At 62.9% G+C, this 23,596-nt stretch carries 26 protein-coding genes; 15 read left to right on the top strand and 11 right to left on the bottom strand.

The window, feature by feature from the left end; all coding sequences use genetic code 11:
• Positions 1-12: 12 nt before the first annotated feature.
• Entirely contained in the window at positions 13-1,077 is a 1,065-nt protein-coding gene (locus tag D3F03_RS06260) for a bifunctional riboflavin kinase/FAD synthetase (RefSeq protein ID WP_119108417.1), read from the bottom strand.
• 163 nt (positions 1,078-1,240) lie between these two features.
• On the opposite strand from D3F03_RS06260, the gene D3F03_RS06255 reads away from it, so the two are divergent.
• Entirely contained in the window at positions 1,241-1,798 is a 558-nt protein-coding gene (locus tag D3F03_RS06255) for an HNH endonuclease (protein ID WP_119108416.1), read from the top strand.
• A gap of 15 nt (positions 1,799-1,813) precedes the next feature.
• On the opposite strand, the gene D3F03_RS06250 is transcribed toward D3F03_RS06255, so the two are convergent.
• The 4 genes from D3F03_RS06250 to D3F03_RS06235 form a co-directional block, all read right to left on the bottom strand.
• Positions 1,814-3,124, bottom strand: coding sequence for a tetratricopeptide repeat protein (locus D3F03_RS06250; RefSeq protein ID WP_119108415.1), 1,311 nt, complete (start codon positions 3,122-3,124; stop codon positions 1,814-1,816).
• Between the two features lie 265 nt (positions 3,125-3,389).
• Positions 3,390-4,505, bottom strand: coding sequence for an acyl-CoA dehydrogenase family protein (locus tag D3F03_RS06245; RefSeq protein ID WP_119108414.1), 1,116 nt, complete (start codon positions 4,503-4,505; stop codon positions 3,390-3,392).
• A gap of 134 nt (positions 4,506-4,639) precedes the next feature.
• Positions 4,640-5,821: an acyl-CoA dehydrogenase family protein gene (locus tag D3F03_RS06240; RefSeq protein WP_119108413.1), complete on the bottom strand. Its 1,182-nt coding sequence runs from the start codon at positions 5,819-5,821 to the stop codon at positions 4,640-4,642.
• Between the two features lie 46 nt (positions 5,822-5,867).
• Positions 5,868-6,536 (bottom strand): YceH family protein, encoded by a 669-nt coding sequence (locus D3F03_RS06235; RefSeq protein WP_119108412.1) that lies wholly within the window; start codon positions 6,534-6,536, stop codon positions 5,868-5,870.
• A gap of 18 nt (positions 6,537-6,554) precedes the next feature.
• Between D3F03_RS06235 and purN the strand changes: the two genes are divergently transcribed.
• Together purN and D3F03_RS06225 are read left to right on the top strand one after the other, a co-directional pair.
• Positions 6,555-7,130 (top strand): phosphoribosylglycinamide formyltransferase, encoded by a 576-nt coding sequence (purN, locus tag D3F03_RS06230; protein WP_119108411.1) that lies wholly within the window; start codon positions 6,555-6,557, stop codon positions 7,128-7,130.
• A gap of 25 nt (positions 7,131-7,155) precedes the next feature.
• Positions 7,156-8,475 carry an RsmB/NOP family class I SAM-dependent RNA methyltransferase gene (locus D3F03_RS06225; protein WP_119108410.1) on the top strand — a complete coding sequence of 440 codons (1,320 nt, stop codon included), beginning with the start codon at positions 7,156-7,158 and terminating at the stop codon, positions 8,473-8,475.
• Between the two features lie 66 nt (positions 8,476-8,541).
• Here D3F03_RS06225 and rpmG read toward each other — a convergent pair whose 3' ends face one another.
• The 3 genes from rpmG to trxB form a co-directional block, all read right to left on the bottom strand.
• Positions 8,542-8,712, bottom strand: coding sequence for a 50S ribosomal protein L33 (gene rpmG, locus D3F03_RS06220; RefSeq protein WP_119108409.1), 171 nt, complete (start codon positions 8,710-8,712; stop codon positions 8,542-8,544).
• 11 nt (positions 8,713-8,723) lie between these two features.
• The gene (gene rpmB, locus D3F03_RS06215) at positions 8,724-8,957 is read right to left on the bottom strand and encodes a 50S ribosomal protein L28 (RefSeq protein WP_119108408.1); all 234 of its coding nucleotides are present in this window, start codon (positions 8,955-8,957) and stop codon (positions 8,724-8,726) included.
• Positions 8,958-9,142: 185 nt separating this feature from the next.
• Positions 9,143-10,102 carry a thioredoxin-disulfide reductase gene (gene trxB, locus D3F03_RS06210; RefSeq protein WP_119108407.1) on the bottom strand — a complete coding sequence of 320 codons (960 nt, stop codon included), beginning with the start codon at positions 10,100-10,102 and terminating at the stop codon, positions 9,143-9,145.
• 169 nt (positions 10,103-10,271) lie between these two features.
• Here trxB and D3F03_RS06205 point away from each other — a divergent pair, with 169 nt between their 5' ends.
• The 3 genes from D3F03_RS06205 (at position 10,272) to lolA (ending at position 14,139) form a co-directional block, all read left to right on the top strand.
• Positions 10,272-10,946 carry a Crp/Fnr family transcriptional regulator gene (locus tag D3F03_RS06205; RefSeq protein ID WP_119108406.1) on the top strand — a complete coding sequence of 225 codons (675 nt, stop codon included), beginning with the start codon at positions 10,272-10,274 and terminating at the stop codon, positions 10,944-10,946.
• A 34-nt stretch (positions 10,947-10,980) separates the two neighbouring features.
• Entirely contained in the window at positions 10,981-13,317 is a 2,337-nt protein-coding gene (locus tag D3F03_RS06200) for a DNA translocase FtsK (protein ID WP_119108405.1), read from the top strand.
• A 189-nt stretch (positions 13,318-13,506) separates the two neighbouring features.
• Complete coding sequence (gene lolA / locus D3F03_RS06195) at positions 13,507-14,139, top strand: outer membrane lipoprotein periplasmic chaperone LolA (RefSeq protein ID WP_119108404.1); 633 nt, start codon at positions 13,507-13,509, stop codon at positions 14,137-14,139.
• Between the two features lie 12 nt (positions 14,140-14,151).
• Here lolA and D3F03_RS06190 read toward each other — a convergent pair whose 3' ends face one another.
• Positions 14,152-14,508, bottom strand: a complete 357-nt coding sequence (locus tag D3F03_RS06190) for a DUF1304 domain-containing protein (protein ID WP_119108403.1) — start codon at positions 14,506-14,508, stop codon at positions 14,152-14,154.
• 111 nt (positions 14,509-14,619) lie between these two features.
• Between D3F03_RS06190 and D3F03_RS06185 the strand changes: the two genes are divergently transcribed.
• The 8 genes from D3F03_RS06185 to D3F03_RS06150 all read left to right on the top strand — a co-directional run bounded on the left by D3F03_RS06185 (position 14,620) and on the right by D3F03_RS06150 (position 22,094).
• Entirely contained in the window at positions 14,620-15,954 is a 1,335-nt protein-coding gene (locus D3F03_RS06185) for a replication-associated recombination protein A (protein WP_245960506.1), read from the top strand.
• 254 nt (positions 15,955-16,208) lie between these two features.
• Positions 16,209-17,138 carry a branched-chain amino acid ABC transporter permease gene (locus D3F03_RS06180; RefSeq protein ID WP_119108401.1) on the top strand — a complete coding sequence of 310 codons (930 nt, stop codon included), beginning with the start codon at positions 16,209-16,211 and terminating at the stop codon, positions 17,136-17,138.
• Positions 17,139-17,148: 10 nt separating this feature from the next.
• Positions 17,149-18,228, top strand: a complete 1,080-nt coding sequence (locus D3F03_RS06175; RefSeq protein ID WP_119108605.1) for an ABC transporter permease subunit — start codon at positions 17,149-17,151, stop codon at positions 18,226-18,228.
• Between the two features lie 20 nt (positions 18,229-18,248).
• Entirely contained in the window at positions 18,249-19,031 is a 783-nt protein-coding gene (locus tag D3F03_RS06170; protein WP_119108400.1) for an ABC transporter ATP-binding protein, read from the top strand.
• 2 nt (positions 19,032-19,033) lie between these two features.
• Entirely contained in the window at positions 19,034-19,762 is a 729-nt protein-coding gene (locus D3F03_RS06165) for an ABC transporter ATP-binding protein (RefSeq protein ID WP_119108399.1), read from the top strand.
• Positions 19,763-19,923: 161 nt separating this feature from the next.
• The gene (locus tag D3F03_RS06160; protein ID WP_119108398.1) at positions 19,924-20,286 is read left to right on the top strand and encodes a DMT family protein; all 363 of its coding nucleotides are present in this window, start codon (positions 19,924-19,926) and stop codon (positions 20,284-20,286) included.
• Positions 20,287-20,416: 130 nt separating this feature from the next.
• Positions 20,417-21,064: a DUF47 domain-containing protein gene (locus D3F03_RS06155; protein ID WP_119108397.1), complete on the top strand. Its 648-nt coding sequence runs from the start codon at positions 20,417-20,419 to the stop codon at positions 21,062-21,064.
• A gap of 19 nt (positions 21,065-21,083) precedes the next feature.
• Positions 21,084-22,094, top strand: a complete 1,011-nt coding sequence (locus D3F03_RS06150) for an inorganic phosphate transporter (protein WP_119108396.1) — start codon at positions 21,084-21,086, stop codon at positions 22,092-22,094.
• Positions 22,095-22,175: 81 nt separating this feature from the next.
• Here D3F03_RS06150 and D3F03_RS06145 read toward each other — a convergent pair whose 3' ends face one another.
• Both D3F03_RS06145 and D3F03_RS06140 read right to left on the bottom strand, forming a co-directional pair.
• Complete coding sequence (locus tag D3F03_RS06145; protein ID WP_119108395.1) at positions 22,176-22,622, bottom strand: TM2 domain-containing protein; 447 nt, start codon at positions 22,620-22,622, stop codon at positions 22,176-22,178.
• Between the two features lie 9 nt (positions 22,623-22,631).
• Positions 22,632-23,153: a GNAT family N-acetyltransferase gene (locus tag D3F03_RS06140; RefSeq protein WP_119108394.1), complete on the bottom strand. Its 522-nt coding sequence runs from the start codon at positions 23,151-23,153 to the stop codon at positions 22,632-22,634.
• Positions 23,154-23,288: 135 nt separating this feature from the next.
• Between D3F03_RS06140 and rpsP the strand changes: the two genes are divergently transcribed.
• Positions 23,289-23,540, top strand: a complete 252-nt coding sequence (gene rpsP / locus D3F03_RS06135; RefSeq protein WP_119108393.1) for a 30S ribosomal protein S16 — start codon at positions 23,289-23,291, stop codon at positions 23,538-23,540.
• Positions 23,541-23,596: the final 56 nt, after the last annotated feature.

The following is a 23,596-nucleotide window of genomic DNA, read 5'->3' as shown; positions in this document are numbered from 1 at the left end:
TGCGCGGGCGCCTCAAATTCGGTCGCGCGTGGTCTGGCGCCGGGTTTCTGCGTGGGCCGAAAACCAGGCCCGGGCGTCGGCGCAATCGCGGGCAATGCCGGCCGTCAGCGCACCCAGGCTGTCGTACCTGAGTTCGTCGTGCAGTTTGTGCATCAGTTCCACGCGGATGATTTTACCGTAGGCCCCCTCGGGCCCCAGGTGTGCTGGCCATTCGAGGCAGTGTGTCTCCAGCAGCACGCGCCCGCCGTTGGCGTCGCTCGGGTCCAGCGAGGGGCGGATGCCCAGGTTGGCCACGCCCGGCAGCGGCTGCGCGTCCAGGCCATGCACCCAGACGGCAAAAATACCGCTGGCGGCTGGCTTCCAATGGGCAAAGCGCAGGTTCAGCGTGCGAAAGCCATCCCCTGCGCCACGGCTGGCCTCGCCCAGCACCCGGCCCAGCTTGCGCCCGTGCACCACGTGGCCAGATATGGCGTAGGGGCGCCCCAGCAACTGCGCGGCGTCGTCCATGCGGCCAGCAGCCAGGGCGGCGCGCACTTCCGAGCTTGACACCCGCACCGGCTGGGCGCTGTCGCTGCTGGCCTGGGGGTAGGTGATTTCGTAGGAATTCATGCGCGCCACATCGAACCCCTGCGTCTGGCCGGCGCTGCTAAGCAGGGCGTAGTCGCCCGCGCGCTGGCGGCCGAAGCGGAAATCGTCGCCCACCAGCACATAGCGCACGCCCAGGCCGCGCACCAGCACGTCATTGATGAAGGTCTCAGGTGATTGCCCGGCCAGAGCAGCGTCAAAGCGCAGCACGATCGTTTGCTGCACACCAAAACGGGCCAGTTCAGAGAGTTTGTCGCGCAGCGTGCCGACGCGCGCCGGCGCGAGTTCAGGCTTGTGCAGCGCGGCGGCAAAGTAGTCGCGCGGGTGCGGCTCGAAGGTCAGCACGCAGCTGGGCACGCCGCGCTGCGTGGCTTCGGCATTGAGCAGCGCCAGCATGGCCTGGTGGCCGCGGTGCACGCCGTCGAAGTTGCCAATGGTGAGCGCGCAGGCCGGGGCGATGGCCGGGTGATGGAAGCCGCGAAGAACGAGCATGGGTCGATATGAATTTAATAGCGTTTAACGCACATGGGGCAAGCGCTGGACACCGATATGTCACGATTGGCGTATATTGTGACGCAGTGGCCTTGCTGCGCCCGTGTTGGCATTGAGGCGCCCGCTTGCCCCGTTTCCTGTGCATCTTTTAAGGAGGCTGCTCGTGAAAGTGTTGAAGCTCTCGGCCCAAGGTCTGCCCCAGTCGTGGATATCGCTGGAACAGGCCGCCACCCACTACGCTGCCGGCGACGTGCGCTGGGAGGTGGGGGGTGAGGTGGCGCGCTTTCGCGGTGGCAACAATGCGGTCACAGGCCAGCAGTCGGTGATTGCCATCAACAGCATCATCGGCACGCGCGGGATTCCGCGCACCAACCCTTTTGAGTGCCGCCCAGGCCTGACCAACGCCAAGCTTTTCGCGCGCGACCGCAACATCTGCGCCTATTGCGGCGGCGACTTCCACGAGAGCGAACTGACCCGCGAACATATCGTGCCCTTTGCCAGCCGGGGTGTTGACCACTGGATGAACGTCGTCACCGCCTGCCGCGCCTGCAACCACCGCAAAGGTCCGCGCACGCCCGAGCAGGCACACATGCCGTTGCTCTACACGCCCTATGTACCGAGCCTGTGGGAGGATTTCATCCTGCGCAACCGGCGTATCCTGGCCGACCAGATGGAATTTCTGATGGCGCATGTGCCGCGAACGTCGCGCCTCGCGGCCTGAGCTCGGAAAATTTCGCTACGCAGCTTTGCGGGCACGTACCAGGTAGCCTTCCACGGGTTGACCACCTTCCTGGCGCAGGGTCAAGGGCTCGATCTCCACGCTGATGAAGCCTGCCTGTTGGCACAAGGCTTTCACATGACTGAGCTTGTGGGCATAACGGTTGTTAGGCTGAAGCACCAGGTCTGGCCCATCCTCGCCAGCCGCCTCGCACGAGAAAATGAAGGTTCCCCCGGGTGTAAGGATGCGCGATGCATCTGGTACCGCTTGGGCCAGGTCGCCAACGTAGATCAACACGTCGAGCGCGGTAATGATTTCGTACTGCGCCTCGGGTGTCTCGCGCAGCGCGTCGAGCACGTTGACGTGGTGAAACTTGTCGTACACCTGATGGCGTGCTGCTTGCTCAATCATGGGGAGCGAGGTGTCTACCCCAATCAAGAAACCATCGATGCGACCAAGGCACACGCCCAGAAGCCCTGTGCCGCAACCGAGGTCGAGCAGATTGAAGTGCTTGTCGGGATGCTCGGTGAGGAGCGTATCGGCAACGCGCTTGGGAAGTTGGTACTTGAGCCCGCGAACCATATGCTGGTCGTAGACCGGCGCCATGCCGTCGAACAGAGCGCGATGGAGCTCTGGCGGTTGCTGGAGCGGCGTGCGCCCCTGGGCGATGGTGTCGAAATAGGCATACACCACGTCATCTGGAGCGGCCGCGAGCAGGAAGGCGGTGTCTGGAGCAGCATCCTTCGCACGCCCCATTGCAATCAAGGTCTGCACGCGCCCAATGCGTGCCTGGGCATCCGCCGGGTTTTCTTCAATGAGCGCCCCCCAGGCGGCCAGCGATTCGTCGTGGCGTCCGAGTGTGGCGAGATCACGCGCCAACATGCGGCGCAGCGTCAAATCCCCGGGCACCAAGGTTAACCCACGTTGCAGATGACGAACTGCCATTTCGGTATGGCCAGCACGGTGGGCGATGTCAATGACACTTGCCAGCACCAGGGTGTTGGAGGGTTCCAGTGCCGCGACCTTCTCCGCCCACTCCACCGCCTCCTGGAACTGGTTCTGGCGCGCCAGGAAGAGTGCGAGTTCCAGCATTCCCGGCCCCCAGTCAGGTGCCTCGCGCACTGAGCGCCGCAAGGCCTCAAACGTGCCGGGAATATTCCCGGCCTTCTCTGCCATCAGACCCGCAAGCATGAAGATGCGGGCATCGTTAGGGCTGACCTTGTTGGCTTTGTTGAGCGACGCTGCCGCGCCCTGGAGGTCGCCCGCTGCAATGCGATCGCGTGCGAACGTCAGGTGCTTGAGGATAGGTTCTGGGGCAGGGGAGTTCATAAGTTGGGCGGAGCTGGCCTAGGTAACCGCGCAGTGCAAAGCTTGCCATTATCCAAGATGGCGCATGAGGCAATGCCCATCTGCCTCGATACCGAAAGCAAATGGGAATCTGCCTGCGATTTCGCAACGTTTGAAGCGTGCCGTTGGCCTGAAAACACGTGCTGTGGGCCGAATGCTCGTTCGTACCTCGGGGAGCCTCTCAGAACGTGTTCAAAATCTTTTGAGTAGTAGGGCCAAGAATGCCAGATGGATGAACTACAAACTCTCAGGCGAACACACCCGCCGTGTCCTGCATGCGGTTGGAGACTTCGCCCAAGTGGTGCAGGGTGTCGCCAAACGTCATTTCCATCTGCGTGAGCTTCTTGAAGTAGTGGCTTCCGATGTATTCGTCGGTGACGCCGATGCCGCCGTGCAGCTGCACCATCTGCTGGCCCACGTAGCGCATGGATTGGCCCAGTTGCACCTTGGCTCGCGCCATGGCGGTGCGGCGTTCGCCTGCGGGCGCGGTGAGCTTGAGGCTGGCGTAGTAGCTCATGGAGCGGGCCAGTTCGAGCTGCATCTTCATGTCGGCAACGCGGTGGCGCAGCGCCTGGAAGCTGGCGATGGTGACGCCGAACTGCTTGCGCTGGTTCATGTAGTCCACCGTGAGCGCCACGGCCTTGTCCATCACGCCTACGGCTTCTGCGCACAGGGCAGCGATGCCGGTGTCCACGGCCAGTTCCAACGCGGTCAGGCCGTCTTGGGTGATGAGGGTGGCGGGCGCACTGGCGAACTGCACTTCGGCGGCGCGGCTACCGTCTTGCGTGACGTAGCCTTGGGCGCTGACGCCGCTGGCCGAGCGTTCCACGAGGAAGAGGGCGATCTGGCCATCGAGCTGCGCGGGCACGAGGTACGCGTCGGCTTGGTCGCCCGCAGGAACTATGCTTTTGGTAGCTTCTAGCGCATATCCAGATTGCGCTGGAGCCGCTTTTGCATCACATTTTTGGAGCGCGTAGCGCGCTTTGCGCTCTTGCTGTGCCAGCACCACCAGGGCTTCGCCGCTGGCAATGCGCGGCAACCAGGCTGCTTGCAACTCGGCCGGTGCGTACTGCGTGAGCACGCTGCTTGCGATAAAGGCGTGCGCCAAGGGTTCGAGCACCATGCCGCGGCCCAATTCTTCCATTGCCACCATCACGTCGATGGCGCCCTGGCCCAGGCCGTCGTGCGCCTCGGGAACGGTCAGGGCGGTCAAGCCCAGTTCGGCCAGTTCGCCGTAAGCGGCGCGGTCAAAGCCGCCGGCCGCCACGATGCCGCGGCGGCGCTCGAACGTGTAGCCCTTGTCCACCCAGCGGCGCACGGCGTCGCGCAGGGATTGCTGGTCGTCAGAGAAATCAAAATCCATGTTCTTTACTCCTGATGCTGACCTGCTGTGGCGCCTGGGCGCCGTTCACATTCAGCGAAGTTCTTGCTGGAATCCCCTCCCGGAGGGGGCACGGGGAGCAGTCCTGTCGCGCACCGCGTGGACTGCCCGAGGCTTTAGCCGAGCACAGTCTGGGCCACGATGTTGCGTTGCACTTCGTTGCTGCCGCCGTAAATGGTGGTTTTGCGCAGATTGAAGTAGGTGGATGCCAGCGGCGCATTGGCTACCTCGCCGCCAGGGAAGTCGCCTTGCCAGCCGGCCTGCATGGCTTCCTCGATGAAAGGTAAGGCAAAGGGCCCTGCGGCCAGCATCATGAGCTCGCTGTAGCGCTGCTGGATCTCGCTGCCCTTGATCTTGAGCAGGCCGGCAATGTCGAGCGAGTTCTTGCCCGATTTTTCGGCCGAGAGCACGCGCAGCACCAGCATCTCCAGCGCCACGATGTCTACTTCAAGCAGCGCAATCTGGTCGCGAAAGCGTTGCTCGTCCCACACGCCTTCGCGCTTGGCGATGCGCTTCAAACGTTCCAGTTCGCGCTTGCTGCGGTTCACGTCGGCGATGTTGGTGCGCTCATGGCTGAGCAGGTGCTTGGCGTAGGTCCAGCCCTTGTTTTCTTCGCCGACCAGGTTCTCGGCCGGCACTTCGACGTTGTCGAAGAACACCTCGTTGACCTCGCACTCACCGTCGAGCAGCTTGATGGGGCGCACCGTGACGCCGGGCGACTTCATGTCCAGCAGCAGAAAGCTGATGCCGGTCTGCGGCTTGCCTTCCGTGCTGGTGCGCACGAGGTTGAACATCCAGTCACCATACTGGCCGAGCGTGGTCCAGGTCTTCTGGCCGTTGACGATGTATTTGTTGCCCACGCGCTCGGCGCGGGTCTTGACGCTGGCCAGGTCCGAGCCCGAGCCCGGTTCGCTGTAGCCCTGGCTCCACCAGACTTCGCCGCTGGCGATGCCGGGCAGGAAGCGCTTTTGCTGCTCCGCATTGCCAAATGCCATGATGACGGGCGCCACCATCACCGGGCCAAACGGGACGATGCGCGGCGCGCCAGCCAGCGCGCATTCTTCTTCAAACAGGTGCTTTTGCACGGCGGTCCAGCCGGGGCCGCCAAATTCCTTGGGCCAGCCAAAGGCCAGCCAGCCTTTTTTGCCAAGAATCTTGGCCCAGCCCTGCATGTCGCTGCGCGTCAGGCGCAGGGCGTGGTGCACCTTGTGGGCGATGTCCTTGGGCAGATTGGCCTGCACCCAGGTGCGGACTTCTTCGCGGAAGCTTTGTTCTTCGGGGGTGAATGCGAGATCCATAGGGCTTGTCTCCTGTGAGGCTGCATTTGTAGCACGGTCGTTCGTTTTAAGCCTGTCCGGGCGGCGACATGGGCAGCCCCAGTTCGCTGCACAGCCGCTCCACCGTGGCTTGCAACTGCGCGACCTGGGCTTCGAGCTGCGCCACGCGTTCGCCCAGCGCGCTCGCTTGTGGTGCGGCAGCGGGCTGCGACAAGTCCACCGGGCCGCACAGCAGGTGCATCCAGCGCGACTCGCGGGCGCCGGGCGCGCGCGGCAGCAGCACGGTCAGCGGCCCGCCTTTGTCTTCGGAGCGTTCCTGCAATTCCTCCAGGAACGCTTCGACGGAGGACACATCGGCAAAGCGGTACCAGCGCTCGGCATTGGTGCGCAACTCGGCTGCCGTCTGCGGGCCGCGCAGCATCAAGAGGCCCAGCAGCACGGCGGACTGCTCGGGCACGCCAATGCCGCGCTGAAAGTTGTGCTCGTAGCGCGTGGTGCGCGAGCCGCTGCTCTCGAACACGAGACTGTGGCTGCGCAATGGCTCCAGCGCCGCCAGCACCTCGGCGTCGCTCAATTGCATGACTGGCTCGCGCGTGGTCTTCTGGTTGCAGCCCGCCACCAGGCTGGTGAGCGAGAGCGGGTAGCTGTCGGGCACGGTGCGGGCCTTTTCCATGAGCGTGGCAAGCACGCGGGCTTCGATGTCGGTCAGTGGCTGGGCCTGGGCGTCAAAAGGCATGGCGAGATAATCTGGGAGATGAAGAACATCGTGATTCTGATCTCTGGCGGCGGCTCCAACATGGCGGCCATCGTGCGCACTGCTGAGCGGGAAGACTGGGAACGCAAGCTGGGCGTGCGCGTCGCAGCGGTGCTGAGCAACCGGGCGGATGCGGGCGGCCTGGCCTTTGCGCAGGCGCGTGGCATTGCGACGCAGGTACTGGACCACAAGGGCTTTGGTTCGCGGGAAGCCTTTGATGCGGAGCTGGTGCGGTGCATCGATGCCTATGCGCCTGCTCTGGTGGTGCTCGCCGGTTTCATGCGCATCTTGAGCGCTGGTTTCGTCGACCACTACCTTGGGCGTTTGCTCAATATCCACCCCTCGTTGCTGCCGGCCTTCCCCGGCCTGCACACGCATGAGCGGGCGCTGGCGGCTGGCTGCCGTTTTGTCGGTGCGACGGTGCACCAGGTGACCAGCGAGCTCGACGACGGCCCGATTCTGGAGCAGGCTGCGGTGCCGGTACTCGACGGCGACACCGCACAGGCGCTGGCCGCGCGCGTGCTGACGCAAGAGCACCTGATCTACCCGCGTGCGGTGCGACGATTTTTTAAATAGCACACGCGAATGGGACAATCGGGGCATGCATCCCAACGCCCTGATAGAAGCCTGCGCGCAACTCGTGCGCCAGGCCCTCACCTTCGAGCACCCGGCCGACGCCGTGGTCTCGCGTTTCTTTCGCGACAACCGTGGCCTGGGCCAGCGTGAGCGCGCCGCCCTGGCCGAAACGGTCTACACCGTGCTGCGCAAGAAGCTGCTGTTCGACCACATGGCCCCTTCGGGCTCCGGCCCGCGCGAGCGGCGTTTGGCGATCCTGGGCTATGCGCATTGGCAGGACGAGGAAGCCCGCCGCGCCAACCCGCAGGCCAGGCACGGTCCGCGTGACTTCTTGCAGGGCGCGCTCAACGACCGCGAACGCCAGTGGCTGGCGCAGTGCGATGCGGTGGATGAGGCCGATTTGCTGGAGCGCCACCGCCACAACCTGCCCGAATGGCTGGTGGCGCCGCTCAAGGCGCAGTTGGGCGACGAGTTTTGGCCAGAAGTCACCGCTCTGTCGCAAAGCGCACCGCTCGATCTGCGCGTTAACATTTTTAAGGAAAAACGGCAGCTAGCGCAGGAGGAGCTTGCGAAAGCAGCTATCAAAACAGAAGTAACGCCGTATTCCCCCTGGGGCCTGCGCGCGGTCGGCAAGCCCCAGCTTGCCAAACTGCCGGCTTTCGTGCGCGGCGCCATCGAGGTGCAGGACGAAGGTTCGCAGCTGCTGGCGCTGCTGGTGGACGCCAAGCGCGGCGAGATGGTGGTGGACTTTTGCGCTGGCGCTGGCGGCAAAACCCTGGCACTGGGCGCCAGCATGCGCAGCACCGGGCGGTTGTACGCCTTTGATGTTTCCGCCCACAGGCTCGACGCGCTCAAGCCGCGCCTGGCGCGCAGCGGGCTCTCGAACGTGCACCCGGCCGCCATCGCCCATGAGCGCGACGACCGCATCAAGCGCCTGGCCGGCAAGATCGACCGGGTGCTGGTCGACGCGCCATGTTCGGGCTTGGGCACGCTGCGGCGCAACCCCGACCTGAAATGGCGCCAGAACCCCAAGACGATTGAAGAGCTGGTGGTCAAGCAGGCCGCTATCCTGGACAGCGCCGCGCGCCTGCTCAAGCCCGGCGGCCGGCTGGTGTACGCCACCTGCAGCGTGCTGCCGCAGGAAAACGAGGAGATCGCCGAGGCGTTTTCAGCAGCGCATCCAGAGTTTGTTCCTCTGGAAGTGGGGGAGGTGCTGGCGCAACTCAAGGTGCCGGATGCCGCGTCTCTGTGCAGCGGCGGAGAAGCTGGCACGCGCTACCTGCGCCTGTGGCCGCACCGGCACAAAACCGACGGCTTTTTTGCCGCGGTGTGGCAGCGCAAATAGCGTTTCTAAAGACAAAAAAACCGCCGGGCTCGCGCCGGGCGGTTTTTTTACGTGGAATGGGCCGAGTTACTTCAGCTTCATTTCCTTGTACTCGACGTGCTTGCGAGCCTTGGGATCAAATTTCATGATCAGCAGCTTCTCGGGCATCGTCTTCTTGTTCTTGGTGGTGGTGTAGAAGTGGCCGGTACCCGCAGTGGATTCCAGCTTGATCTTGTCGCGTCCGCCTTTGCTTGCCATGGTGGTTCTCCTTAAGCCTGGCCACGTGCGCGCAGGTCTGCGAGCACCGAATCAATACCGTTTTTGTCGATCAGACGCAAACCGGCGTTGGAAATGCGCAGGCGCACCCAGCGGTTTTCGCTCTCGACCCAGAAACGGCGGTATTGCAGGTTTGGCAGAAACCGGCGCTTGGTTCTGTTGTTGGCGTGGGAAACATTGTTCCCGACCATGGGCTTCTTGCCCGTGACTTCGCAGACGCGTGCCATGTGGACACTCCGATACTTTTTAACGGCCGCCTGCTGGCGCCTTCGAACTATTTTCGAAAGCCCGCCGGCGGCCTCACCTCGCCAGAAAGGGTGGCGGTAACCCGATTTGCCTGTGGCCCAAAGGGCCTCGAAAGAGCGCCCCAAAGAGGCGCGTGATTTGGCAAAGCCGCAGATTATAGCGCGCGTCAGGTCAGCGACTGCTGCTCCAGGTAGCGCTGTGCGTCGAGTGCCGCCATGCAGCCCGTGCCGGCGCTGGTAATGGCCTGGCGGTAGACGTGGTCTTGTACGTCGCCCGCGGCAAAGACGCCTGGTACCGAGGTCTGCGTGGCAAAACCCTGCAGGCCGCCCTGGGTGACGATGTAGCCGTTCTCCATCGTCAACTGGCCCTTGAAGATGTCGGTGTTGGGTGCGTGGCCGATGGCGATGAAACAGCCTTGCAGGGCGATGTCCTCGGTGTGGCCATCCTGCGTGCTCTTGATGCGCACGCCGGTGACGCCGGTAACGTCGCCCAGCACTTCGTCCAGGGTGAAGAAGGTCTTGAGCACGATTTTGCCGGCGGCGACCTTTTCCATCAGTTTGTCCACCAGAATCGGCTCGGCCTTGAATTTGTCGCGGCGGTGGATCAGTGTCACCTTGCTGGCGATGTTCGAGAGGTACAGGGCCTCTTCCACGGCGGTGTTGCCGCCGCCGATCACGCAGACTTCCTGCTCGCGGTAGAAGAAGCCGTCGCAGGTGGCGCAACCCGATACGCCCTTGCCCATGAAGGCTTCTTCCGTGGGCAGGCCCAGGTATTTGGCCGAGGCGCCTGTGGCGATGATGAGCGCATCACAGGTGTAGCTGCCGGTGTCGCCCGAAAGGGTGAAGGGGCGCTTGCTGAAATCGACCTGGCTGATGTGGTCGAAGATGATTTGCGTCTTGAAGCGCTCGGCGTGCTCCAGGAAGCGCTGCATCAGTTCGGGGCCCTGCACGCCTTGCACGTCGGCCGGCCAGTTGTCCACCTCCGTGGTGGTGGTGAGCTGGCCGCCTTGGGCCATGCCGGTGATGAGCACGGGCTTGAGGTTGGCGCGGGCGGCGTAAATGGCGGCGGTGTAGCCGGCGGGGCCGGAACCTAGGATGAGGACTTGCGCGTGCTGGGGTGTAGGCATGGTAAAAGCTCGGGTTTTGCCGCCCGGCAGGCCTGCCAGCGAGGCAGATGCGGGGCGCGAGGGACAAGCCCCAAGTATCGGCCAAAGTCGCATCGACCGGTGCTGCCGTGTGCTCTGGCCTTGCCCTGAGTCAGGGTTCGCGGACAGATTCATCCAATGAGAGGCAAGCATGTCCATCGTGACCAATCTCGATCTTCTGCGGCGTGTGCCGCTGTTTTCGCGCTTGACGGCGCCCCAGGCGGAAGCGCTCGGGGGCGCCGTGAACAAGCGCCGCTTCAAGCGCGGCGAGCCGCTGGTGCTGCAGGGCCAGAAATCGGATGCCTTGTACCTGCTGCTGACGGGCCGCGCGCGCGTGAGCGCCGCCGATGCGCGTGGTCGCGAGGTGATTTTGGCCACGCTGGTGCCGGGCGACTACCTGGGGGAGATGAGCCTTATCGACAATGAGCCGCATTCGGCCTCGGTTCATGCGCTGGTGCAGACCGATGTGCTGGAGCTTGGCCGTGCCGAGTTCGTGCGCTGCCTGGCGGAGAACGCGAGCATGTCGCTGGTGGTGATGCGCGGCCTCGTAAAGCGCTTGCGCCATGCCGACCGCAAAATCGAATCGCTGGCGCTTCTGGACGTGTACGGGCGCGTGGCGCATGCCTTGCTCGATCTGGCCGAGACGGATGCCAATGGGCAGACGCTGATCCGGGAAAAAATTTCGCGCCAGGAAATGGCCAAAACCATTGGCGCTTCGCGTGAAATGGTCAGCCGCGTGATGAAAGATCTGGAGACGCGCGGCTTTATTGAAACCCTGCCCAGCGGCGCCACGGCGCTGCGCAGCCGCCTGCAGTCGCTGGGCTAATCGAATCCCGCTGCGGTAAGCTTCCCATGCACTTATGACGTATTCGCTCAATACCCTGAACGCCTCTTCTCCTGGGAAGAGCCTTCCGCGCAGCGTGGGCGCGCGTGTAGGCCATGAACTGCTTGTGCTGGCCGGGCTGTTTGCCTGTCTGGTGTGGTTGCTCGCCCTGTGGAGCTACGCGCCGCAGGACCCGGCCTGGTCCACCTCGGGAGCCTCTGCGAGCGGCGTGGTGCACAACCGCATGGGCTTGGCAGGCGCCTGGCTTGCAGACGTGAGCTATTTCGTTTTTGGTTTTTCCGTCTGGTGGTGCCTGGCGGCCGCCATAGGCGCGTGGGCGGCGTCCCTGACGCGCCTGCTGCGCGGTGGCGCAGCGGCAGAAGAGGGCACTTCGCCCAGGCGCCCGGCAACGCTGCGCATCTTGTTCTGGGGGGGGCTGGCCTTGCTGCTGGCGGCGAGTTGTGCTCTGGAATGGACGCGCATGTACCGTTTTGAAGCCTTGTTGCCCGGCCATGCGGGGGGCGTTCTGGGCTATGTGCTGGGGCCCCTGGCCATGCGCTGGCTGGGGTTTACGGGCTCCGGCCTGGTCGGCATCGTGCTGGTGGTGCTGGGCTCGGCACTGGTGTTCCGCTTCTCCTGGAGCCGGGTGGCCGAAGGCCTGGGCGCACGCATCGACACGCTCTTGCAGTCCACCCGCGCGCGGCGCGAAGTGGCGATCGACTTGGCGGAAGGCCGGCGCGCTGCCCGCGCCCGCGAGAAGGTGGTGAGCGGCGAGCGCACCGACATCGAGACGCACCACCCGATGCCGATCCAGATCATCGAGCCGGTACTGGTCGACGTGCCGCAAAGCACCCGCGTGGTGAAAGAGCGGCAAAAGCCCTTGTTCACCGATCTGCCCGACAGCCGGCTGCCGCAGGTTGATTTGCTGGACCCGGCGCAGCAGCAGCGCGAGAGCGTATCGCCCGAGACGCTGGAGATGACCAGCCGCATGATCGAGAAGAAGCTCAAGGACTTCGGCGTCGAGGTGCGGGTGGTGGCGGCCATGCCCGGCCCAGTCATTACGCGCTACGAGATCGAACCCGCCACGGGCGTGAAAGGCTCGCAGATCGTCGGCCTGGCGAAAGACCTGGCGCGCTCGCTCAGTCTGGTGTCGATTCGCGTGGTCGAGACGATTCCCGGCAAGAACTACATGGCCCTCGAATTGCCCAATGCACGCCGCCAGACCATCAAGCTGAGCGAAATTCTGGGTTCGCAGATTTACCACGAGGGCAAGAGTCTGCTCACCATGGGCCTGGGCAAGGACATCGTCGGCAACCCGGTGGTGGCCGACTTGGCCAAGATGCCGCACGTGCTGGTGGCTGGCACCACGGGTTCGGGCAAATCGGTCGGCATCAACGCCATGATTTTGAGCCTGCTCTACAAGGCCGAAGCGCGCGACGTGCGCCTGTTGATGATCGACCCCAAGATGCTGGAAATGTCGGTCTACGAAGGCATTCCGCACCTGCTGGCGCCTGTCGTCACCGACATGAAGCAGGCGGCGCACGGGTTGAACTGGTGCGTGGGCGAGATGGAGCGGCGCTACAAGCTGATGAGCAAACTCGGTGTGCGCAACCTTGCCGGCTACAACGTGAAGATTGACGAGGCCAAGGCGCGCGGCGAGTCCATTCCAAACCCCTTCAGCCTGACGCCCGAGGAGCCGGAGCCGCTCGAACGCCTGCCGCACATCGTCGTCATCATCGACGAACTGGCCGACCTGATGATGGTCGTGGGCAAGAAGATCGAAGAACTCATTGCCCGCCTGGCGCAGAAGGCGCGCGCCGCCGGTATTCACCTCATTTTGGCCACCCAGCGCCCGAGCGTGGACGTGATTACCGGGCTCATCAAGGCCAATATCCCCACCCGTATTGCCTTCTCGGTCGGCTCCAAGATCGACAGCCGCACCATCCTGGATCAGATGGGCGCCGAAGCCCTGCTGGGCATGGGCGACATGCTTTATATGGCCAGTGGTTCCGGCTTGCCGGTGCGCGTGCACGGCGCTTTCGTTTCCGATGAAGAAGTGCACCGCGTTGTCAGCTACCTCAAGACCCAGGGCGAGCCCGACTACATCGAGGGCGTGCTGGAGGGCGGAACTGTGGACGGCGAGGGCGATCTGTCTTTAGATGGTGATGCTGGCGGCGAGAAGGACCCGATGTACGACCAGGCGGTCGAGATCGTGCTCAAGGACCGCAAGGCCAGCATCAGCTATGTGCAGCGCAAGCTGCGCATCGGCTACAACCGCTCGGCGCGTCTGTTGGAAGACATGGAAAAAGCGGGCCTGGTCAGCGGCCTCACCACCAGCGGGCAGCGCGAGGTGCTGGTGCCGGCGAGGGAGTAGAGGCATCCCCCTGAGCGGCTGCGCCGCTTCCCCCTTCTCTCGAATCGCTGCGCGATTCGGGAAGGGGGACGACACCGGCGCAGCGGGGCGGCCCTTGCGCGGTGTCCGCTGGTAGAGGGCACGGCCCCAGTCTTACGTCGGGGTGGCGCCATCTGCGATACAACGGGAACCGACTCTCAAGGGATATGAATGAAAAAGACGATTACTGCAATTTTCATAGCTGTCTGCGCAAGCGCAGCAAGCGCTGACGGCCTAAAAAGCCTTGAAACTTTTATGCAGAACACGCACTCGGCGCAGGCAGAGTTCACGCAGGAGGTGACGGCGCCCTCCAAGAACGGGCAGGCGCCGCGCGTCAAAACGTCGAGTGGCAGCTTTGCCTTTGAGCGGCCCGGGCAGTTTCGCTTTGATTACAAGAAGCCTTTTGTCCAGACCATCGTTGCCGATGGCAAGACGCTGTGGCTCTATGACGCTGACCTGAACCAGGTGACCGAGCGCGCCCAGGCCAAAGCGCTGGGCAGCACGCCCGCTGCGCTGCTGGCCTCGGCGCCCAATTTGCAGGCGCTGACGAAAGATTTCACGCTGGAATCCGCCCCCGAGCAGGACGGTTTGCAGTGGGTGCACGCCACGCCCAAGGCCAAGGATGGGCAGTTGCAGAGCGTGCGCGTCGGCCTGCGCGGCGAGCAGTTGGCAGCGCTGGAAATCTTGGACAGTTTCGGCCAGCGCTCCATGATCCGTTTCGACAAGGTGCAGGCCAATGCGGCTTTGCCGGCTTCCACGTTCGACTTCAAGGTGCCGCAGGGGGCCGATGTGCTCAAGCAGTAATGCGGTCCACAGTCAGGCCAGCAGCAACAGCGCCAGACCGAGGGCAGCCGGAACGGTCTGGATGAACAGGATCTTGCGGCTCGCGGTGGCAGCGCCGAACAGCCCCGCCACGGCCACGCACAGCAGGAAGAACACTTTTACCGACAGCCCCGCATCGCCCAGCCACAGGCCCCAGAACAGCCCCGCGGCCAGAAACCCGTTGTACAGCCCCTGGTTGGCGCCCAGGACCTTGGTGGCCGTCGCCAGTTCCTGGTTCAGGCCAAAGGCGCGCAGCCCGGCCGGCTTGTCCCACAAAAACATCTCCAGCACCAGGATATACACATGGAGCAGGGCGATGGCGGCGACGACGATGTTGGCGGCGAGCAGCATGGCGGACGGGTGTGCAGGGTGAGAAGTCCCGCAGCATAGCGGCCTTGGCGTTACTGTGTTGGTGAGGGTCGCTGTAAAACCGTTGTAATAGCGCTATGCACCACGCCCACTTTGCCCCGTAACGTGCCCGCCGCCAAACTCTCCTCCCACCAGCCTCTGGCCGAGCGTCTGCGCCCACGCCGACTCGCCGACGTGGTCGGCCAGCAAAAGATACTCGGCCCGGGCATGCCGCTGCGCCTGGCATTCGAATCTGGGCGCCCGCACAGTTGCATCCTGTGGGGGCCGCCGGGCGTGGGCAAGACGACGATTGCACGGCTGATGGCCGATGCCTTCGACGCACAGTTCATCAGCATCAGCGCGGTTCTCGGTGGGGTCAAGGACATCCGCGAGGCGGTCGAGCGGGCGCAGGCGGTGCAATCGGGCCTGCACCCGCAGCCGACGCTGGTCTTCGTCGATGAGGTGCACCGCTTCAACAAGAGCCAGCAAGACGCCTTTCTGCCGCATGTCGAGAGCGGGTTGTTCACCTTTATCGGCGCCACCACGGAAAATCCTTCGTTCGAGGTGAATTCGGCGCTGCTCTCGCGCGCCACGGTTTATGTGCTGGAGCCGCTCACCACCGAAGATTTAAAGAAAATAGTGGCCCTGGCGCAGGCGCAGCAAGGGGTTCCTGCTATTGAACAAGTAGCAATCGAGCGTTTGGTGGCGTATGCCGATGGTGACGCTCGCCGCCTGCTCAACACGCTGGAGACGCTCACCATGGCGGCTGCGCAGGAGCAACTGCAGGCAATCACCGACGCCTGGGTGCTCAGCGTGCTGGGCGAGCGCATGCGCCGCTACGACAAAGGCGGCGAGCAGTTCTACGACACCATCAGCGCGCTGCACAAGTCGGTGCGCGGCTCGGACCCCGACGCCGCGCTGTACTGGCTGGTGCGCATGCTCGACGGCGGCGCCGACCCGCGCTACATGGCGCGGCGCATGGTGCGCATGGCGAGCGAAGACATCGGCCTGGCCGACCCGCGTGCGCTGCGCCTGGCGCTGGACACCGCCGAGGTGTATGAGCGCCTGGGCAGCCCCGAGGGCGAGCTGGCGCTGGCGCAGTGCGTGGTCTATCTGGCCGTGGCGCCCAAATCCAATGCGGTCTACAAGGCCTACAACGCCGCGCGTGCCTTGATCAAACAGGACGGCACGCGCCCCGTGCCCATGCACTTGCGCAATGCACCCACCCAGTTGATGAAGCAGCTCGACTATGGCAAGGGCTACCGCTATGCGCACGACGAAGAGGGCGGTTTTGCCGCGGGCGAAAGCTATTGGCCGGAGGGCATGCAGGCGCCAGATTTTTACCGGCCGGTTCGCAGGGGGCTGGAGATACGCATTGCCGAGCGGCTGGACGAGCTGCGGGCACGCAACGCGCAGGCGCAGGATGGCAAAGCGGAAGATGGCCGATAAGAGCGTGCACCTTGGATGTGCATGAAAAGTAGCTAATCTTATGTTTTACGCACACCTCTGATGCGTCCCGAATCCAAGGGAAAACCCCTCCAGTGCCGCAGTGGTGCTGGGTATGCATCTCGCTACAATTCCGCCTTCAAACCCGCACGGCAGCTTTCCTGGCGGGTTTTTTGCTAGATGGCAGACAGGCCCAAAAAGCCGCACCGTATTCCCGGTGCCTGACCCTGAGCCCGTCACACACGAAGGACTTTTTTATGGACATCTTGCTGCAGCAGATCATCAACGGTCTGGTTCTCGGCAGCATGTACGCCTTGATAGCCTTGGGCTACACCATGGTGTACGGCATTATTCAATTGATCAACTTTGCCCACGGCGAGGTGCTGATGGTGGGGGCACTCACCAGTTGGAGCTGCATCGGCATGATGCAATCGTCCATGCCCTGGGCGCCTGGGTGGCTGATCTTGCTGCTGGCAACCATCATTGCCTGCATCGTCGCCGCGGCGCTCAATTTCACGATTGAGAAGGTGGCCTACCGGCCCCTGCGCAACGCCTCGCGTCTGGCTCCCCTGATCACCGCGCTGGGCATGTCCATCTTGCTGCAGACGCTGGCCATGATCATCTGGAAGCCCAACTACAAGCCCTACCCGACGCTGCTGCCCGCCGCGCCGTTCGAGGTCGCAGGCGCGGTGATTACGTCCACGCAGATTCTGATTCTGGGCGTCACGGCGATCTCGCTGGCGGTGCTGACCTGGCTGGTGGGCTATACCAACCTGGGCCGCGCCATGCGGGCCACGGCAGAGAACCCGCGTGTGGCCGCCTTGATGGGCGTCAAGCCCGATATGGTGATCTCGGCCACCTTCATCATCGGCGCCATTCTGGCGGCCATTGCCGGCATCATGTACGCCTCGAACTACGGCACGGCGCAGCACACCATGGGCTTTTTGCCTGGCCTGAAGGCGTTCACGGCAGCCGTGTTTGGCGGTATCGGGAACCTGACCGGCGCGGTGGTTGGTGGCATTCTGCTGGGGCTTATTGAAGCCATTGGCTCGGGCTACATCGGCACGGTCACAGGCGGCATTCTCGGGAGCAACTACGCAGACATTTTTGCGTTCATCGTGCTCATCATCATCCTGACGCTGCGCCCATCCGGTTTGTTCGGCGAACGTGTGGCCGACCGGGCCTGAGGACACCACCATGAACCAAAAGAACCTTGCCAAATGGGTCGCTGGCGCCATCGCGCTGCTGGTGCTGCCCCTGATCCTGCAGTCCTTCGGCAACGCCTGGGTGCGCATTGCCGACCTGTCCCTGCTGTACGTCATGCTGGCCCTTGGCCTGAACATCGTCGTGGGCTACGCCGGTCTGCTGGACCTGGGTTACGTCGCGTTCTACGCCGTGGGGGCTTACCTGTTCGGGCTGCTGGCCTCGCCCCAGCTGACGGACAACTTCGCCAACATTGCGGCGATGTTTCCTGAAGGCCTGCATATTTCGATGTGGCTGGTGATTCCGCTGGCGCTGGTCGCGGCCGCCACAGCCGGTGTGATTCTGGGTCTTCCAGTGCTGAAATTGCGCGGCGACTACCTGGCCATCGTGACGCTGGGGTTCGGGGAAATCATCCGCATTTTCATGAACAACCTGGACCACCCGGTGAACATCACCAACGGCCCCAAAGGGATAGGGCAGATCGATTCGGTGTCCGTTTTTGGTCTGAATCTGGGCAAAACACACCAGCTTTTTGGTTACGACATCAACTCGGTGACGCTGTACTACTACATGTTCCTGGTCTTGGTGCTGGTGACGGTTCTGGTCTGTTACCGCCTGCAGGACTCGCGCATTGGCCGTGCCTGGATGGCCATCCGCGAAGACGAAATCGCCGCCAAGGCCATGGGCATCAACACGCGCAACATGAAGCTGCTGGCGTTCGGCATGGGGGCTTCGTTTGGCGGCGTCTCGGGCGTCATGTTCGGTGCCTTCCAGGGCTTCGTCTCGCCGGAATCCTTCAGCCTGATGGAGTCGGTGATGATCGTTGCCATGGTGGTGCTCGGTGGGATTGGCCATATTCCTGGGGTGATCCTGGGCGCGGTGCTGCTTTCGGCACTGCCCGAGGTGCTGCGCTATGTCGCAGGGCCGTTGCAGGCCATGACAGATGGCCGGCTTGACTCGGCCATCCTGCGCCAGCTGCTGATCGCGCTGGCTATGATCATCGTCATGCTGATACGTCCCCGTGGCCTGTGGCCCGCGCCTGACCACGGCAAGAGCCTGGTGCAGAAGACTTGAACACCGCAGAAGGACACAATATGGCAGAGAATTCCAATGCGCCGGTGCTCAACGTATCCGGTATTTCCAAGCGATTTGGCGGCTTGCAGGCCCTCTCGGATGTCGGCATCACCATCAAACGCGGTCAGGTCTATGGCCTGATCGGCCCCAACGGCGCCGGCAAGACGACTTTTTTCAACGTCATCACCGGTCTCTACACGCCCGACAGCGGCACGTTTGAGCTGGCAGGCAAGCCCTATGCACCCAAAGCGGTGCACCTGGTGGCCAAGGCGGGCATTGCCCGCACCTTCCAGAACATTCGCCTGTTCGCCGAGATGACGGCGCTCGAGAATGTCATGGTGGGGCGGCATATCCGTACCCATTCGGGGCTTTTTGGCGCCGTGTTCCGCTCCAAGGGCTTCAAAAAGGAAGAATTAGAAATTGCCAAGCGCGCCCAGGAGTTGCTGGACTATGTCGGCATTGGCAGCTACGCCGATTACAAGGCGCGCACGCTGTCTTACGGCGATCAGCGGCGCCTGGAGATTGCCCGCGCGCTGGCGACCGACCCGCAGCTGATAGCCCTTGACGAGCCGGCTGCCGGCATGAACGCCACCGAGAAGGTGATGCTGCGCGAACTGATCGACCGCATCCGCAAGGACAACCGCACCATTTTGCTGATCGAGCACGATGTCAAGCTTGTCATGGGCTTGTGCGATCGCGTCACCGTGCTCGACTACGGCAAGCAGATTGCCGAGGGAACGCCGGCTGACGTGCAGAAGAACGAAAAAGTGATCGAGGCCTATCTGGGCGCCGGAGGACATTGAGCATGGCCGAACAGAACAACAATATTCTTCTGCAAATCAGTGGCCTGAAGGTGGGCTACGGCGGAATCCAGGCGGTCAAAGGCATCGATTTTGACGTGCGCTCGGGCGAGCTGGTGTCGCTCATCGGCTCCAACGGTGCTGGCAAAACCACGACCATGAAGGCCATCACGGGCACCTTGGGGCTGACGGACGGCGATATCCGCTACCAGGGGCAGAGCATCCGTGGGCAGGGTGCCTGGGACTTGGTGAAGAAGGGCCTGGTCATGGTGCCCGAAGGCCGCGGCGTGTTTGCGCGCATGACGATTATCGAAAACCTGCAGATGGGCGCCTTCGTGCGGCGCGACAAGGCCGGCATCGCAGCCGATATGGAGCGCATGTTTGCGCTGTTTCCTCGTCTCAAGGAGCGCCGTGATCAGCTCGCGGGCACCATGTCCGGCGGCGAGCAGCAGATGCTGGCCATGGCCCGCGCATTGATGAGCCAGCCCAAATTGCTTTTGCTGGACGAGCCGTCCATGGGGCTGTCGCCCATCATGGTGGACAAGATTTTCGAGGTGGTGCGCGACGTGTACGCCCAGGGCGTTACCGTGCTGCTGGTCGAGCAGAACGCCAGCCGCGCGCTGGCGATTGCGAACCGCGGTTATGTGATGGAGTCGGGTCTCATCACCATGTCTGGGCCGGGCAAGGAACTCCTCAGCGACCCCAAGGTGCGCGCCGCCTATCTGGGCGAGTGACGCAGCGGTCCCCAAAAAACCGGCTCCATGCCGGTTTTTTTTTGCTAATTTTTTTCTAGCAATGAGTGGCCGAATACCAGGCGCCGAGGCCAGTTTTGCCTACCCATCAGTGCCGGTCTTTTCTCTCTCACCTGCGGGCCGCCGCGATATTCTCACGCCCCATGAATGCTTTTCAGTCTCTGCCAATTCCCGTACAAACCGTGCTGCTGCTGCTCGCCAGCAATGTGTTCATGACCTTTGCCTGGTACGGGCACCTGAAGAACCTCTCCAGCGCGCCCTGGTACGTTGCCGCTCTGGTCAGTTGGTGCGTGGCACTGTTCGAGTACCTGTTTCAGGTGCCCGCCAACCGCATCGGCTTTACCCAGATGAGCATCGGCCAGCTAAAGATTCTCCAGGAAGTCATCACGCTCTCGGTGTTCGTGCCCTTTGCTGTGTTCTACCTGGGCCAGCCCCTCAAGTGGGATTACCTATGGGCTGGGTTGTGCATGCTGGGTGCGGTGTACTTCGTATTCCGCGGCGCTTGATCTCGGTCATCGGCGTTGTCAGCGTTGGCGCAGGCTCATGGCCCGCGCCTCGTTAAACTCGCGCCATTGCGAAACCCTGGCGTTTCGTCCCCTCTGTCGTACCTCTTCCTGTTTTTCCCTGGAGTTCCACATGCTGTTTGGCAAGCTCTTGCCGCGCGAAGGCAACTTTTTTGAAATGTTCAACCAGCATGCCGAGCGCATCGTGGAGGCTGCACAGGCCTTTGCGCAGATGGTTGCGCACTACAACGAGCCGCACCTGCGCGAGCGCTACGCCCAGGACGTGGACAACGCGGAGCGCGCGGCAGACCGCATTACGCACGAAGTCAACAAGGCCGTGCACAAAACCTTCATCACCCCAATTGATCGCGAGCAGATCCACACGCTGATCAACACCATGGACGACGTGGCCGACCTGATCCAGGATTCTGCAGAAACCATGAGCCTCTACGACATCCGCGAGATGACGGAAGAGATCACCCGCCTGACCGATCTGAGCGTCAAATCTGTCGAGCGCATGCGCGATGCGGTCAAGCTGCTGAACAAGCTGGCGGATGCGGCGACCGCCGAGGCGGCACTGAAAACCTGCGAAGAGATCGATCGGCTTGAGAGCGACGCCGACCGCGTGCTGCGCAGTGCCATGAGCAAATTGTTCCGTGAGGAGCCCGACGTGCGTGAGCTCATCAAGCTCAAGGCGATCTACGAACTGCTGGAAACCATCACCGACAAGTGCGAAGACGTGGCCAACTTGATCGAGGGCATCGTCCTCGAAAACTCCTGACGTTGCGGGCAGCTGACCGATGCAAACCGTACAGACCACTTTTTGGGTTGTCGCGCTGCTCATCGCGATGGCCGTCGTGTTCGACTTTATGAACGGCTTTCACGACGCCGCCAACTCTATTGCCACGGTGGTCTCCACCGGCGTGCTCAAGCCTGGGCAGGCGGTGGTATTTGCTGCTTTTTTCAATATCGTTGCCATCTTCGTCTTTCACCTGAGCGTGGCGGCCACCATTGGCAAGGGGATTGTCGAGCCGGGAGTGGTCGATACCCATGTGGTGTTCGGGGCGTTGATGGGCGCCATCACCTGGAACCTGATCACCTGGTACTACGGCATCCCCAGCAGCTCGTCGCACGCGCTGATTGGCGGCATCGTCGGCGCCGTGATGGCGAAAACGGGTGCCGGCGCACTCATCGCTTCGGGCATTCTCAAGACCGTGACCTTCATCTTTCTCTCGCCGCTACTGGGTTTCGTTTTCGGCTCGCTGATGATGGTGGCCGTGAGCTGGGTCTTCCGCCGTGCGCGGCCAAGCCGCATCGACAAGTGGTTTCGCCGTTTGCAGATACTCTCCGCCGGAGCCTACAGCCTGGGCCACGGCGGCAACGATGCGCAAAAAACCATCGGCATCATCTGGCTGTTGCTGATTGCCGCTGGCTACGCGGCTCCAGACAGCGCTTCACCGCCGCTGTGGGTCATCGTCTGCTGCTACACGGCGATCGGTCTGGGCACCATGTTCGGAGGCTGGCGCATCGTCAAGACCATGGGGCAGAAGATCACCAAGCTCAAGCCCGTGGGCGGTTTTTGTGCCGAGACCGGCGGTGCGATCACCCTGTTCATGGCCACGCTGCTGGGCATTCCCGTCTCGACCACGCACACCATCACGGGCGCCATCGTTGGCGTGGGATCGGCGCAGCGCGCTAGCGCCGTGCGCTGGGGTGTGGCGGGCAATATCGTGTGGGCCTGGATTCTGACCATCCCGGCCAGCGCATTCGTGGCGGCCATCGCCTACTGGATCAGCCTGCAGCTCTATTGAGCGCGCTGGTTACTACTATTTTCATCGCTGAAAGTGCTGACTCGATAAGCGAAAGTGACTCTTTCCTTATCGAGTTTCTCGCTAATCCGAAATCTTGTGCGCTTCGTCGACCTGGTATTCGAAATAGCGCTGAAAGCTGAACGCCAGGCTGGCCATCAGTACCGCGGTTCCCACCAGCAGTGAGGTCGCCAGGGCCATTACGGTGAACCAGTTGGTGCGGCCGGGCAGAGCGTCCGACGCTGCGCCCGGGTTGTAGCGGGCGTTCCACTTCTCGGGTGAAGACAGCCCATAGACGATGGCGGTCAGCGAGCAGCCGGCAATGGTGAACCCCACCATGGGAATCAAGATCCAGCTGAGCGCATCGTCCTGACCGAAATTCAGTACGCGCCGAATGCCGTAGATCCCCAGCGCAGTGGGCACCATCAAAAGCCAGCCGAGTGGGTCGGCCAGGCCTCGCAGATAAAAGCGGTGCAGGCCGACAGGGCCGCCCAGAAAGGCCAGCCAGGCGGCCACAGTTTTATTTTTCATGGGGTGGGATTATTCGGGTGATTGGCTATCGCCGTTACCGAGGGGCCTTTGCATCAGCACGATGTCGCGCCAGGCGCCGTGCTTCCAGCCGACCGAGCGCATGAGCCCGGTCTGTTCAAAACCCAGGGAGCGGTGCAGGCCGATGGAGCCGGCATTGGCCGAATCGCCCACCACGGCCATCAACTGGCGCACGCCGGCAGCCTCGGCCTGCGCGATCAGGGCGGTGAGCAGCGCGCGACCCACGCCGCCGCCGCGCGCCGAATCGGCGACGTAGATCGAATCCTCGGCAGAAAAGCGGTATGCGGGCCTGGGTTTGAACCAGTTGGTGTAGGCAAAACCCACGATTTCACCACTGCGCTCGGCGACCAGCCAGGGAAGATTGCGCGCCAGGACTTCAGCGCGGCGTGCCGCCATGTCGGCCCGCGATGGGGGGTCGATTTCGAAGGTTCCGGTGCCGTGCAGCACATGGTGGGCGTAGATGGCGGTGATGGCGTCGAGGTCGCTGTCCAGGCTGGGTCGAATGGTGGGCATAGGAAAAAGTAAAGAAAGATATAATTGCAGGCTTTGCAGCGTGTCGCTGGCCGGGTGGCCATGTCGCGTGTCTCTACGTTGTAAATCTGGGGCTTCGGTTGCTAACGCGCCGGCCCACCACCCGAAGGATAAATCATGGTCGTCATTCGACTCTCCCGCGGCGGTTCCAAAGGCCGTCCTTTCTTTAACATCGTCGTTGCCGACAAGCGCGTGCGCCGCGACGGCCGTTTCATCGAACGTCTGGGGTTCTACAACCCCACGGCCAAGGAAGGCGAAGAAGGTCTGCGCATTGCGCAAGACCGCCTGACCTACTGGAAGAGCGTGGGCGCCCAGTCTTCGCCTACAGTGGACCGCCTGGTCAAACAGGCTGCCCAAACGGCAGCCTGAACCCGGCGTCTGACCGGACGGGGCGGATGGCGTCAGCTACTGACGCGATCCGCCCT

This window comes from Simplicispira hankyongi (assembly GCF_003570885.1).
GTDB classification, from domain to species: domain Bacteria; phylum Pseudomonadota; class Gammaproteobacteria; order Burkholderiales; family Burkholderiaceae_C; genus Simplicispira; species Simplicispira hankyongi.
The sequence above is the reverse complement of the archived record's forward strand: the minus strand, read 5'-3'. Positions and strand labels throughout refer to the sequence as shown.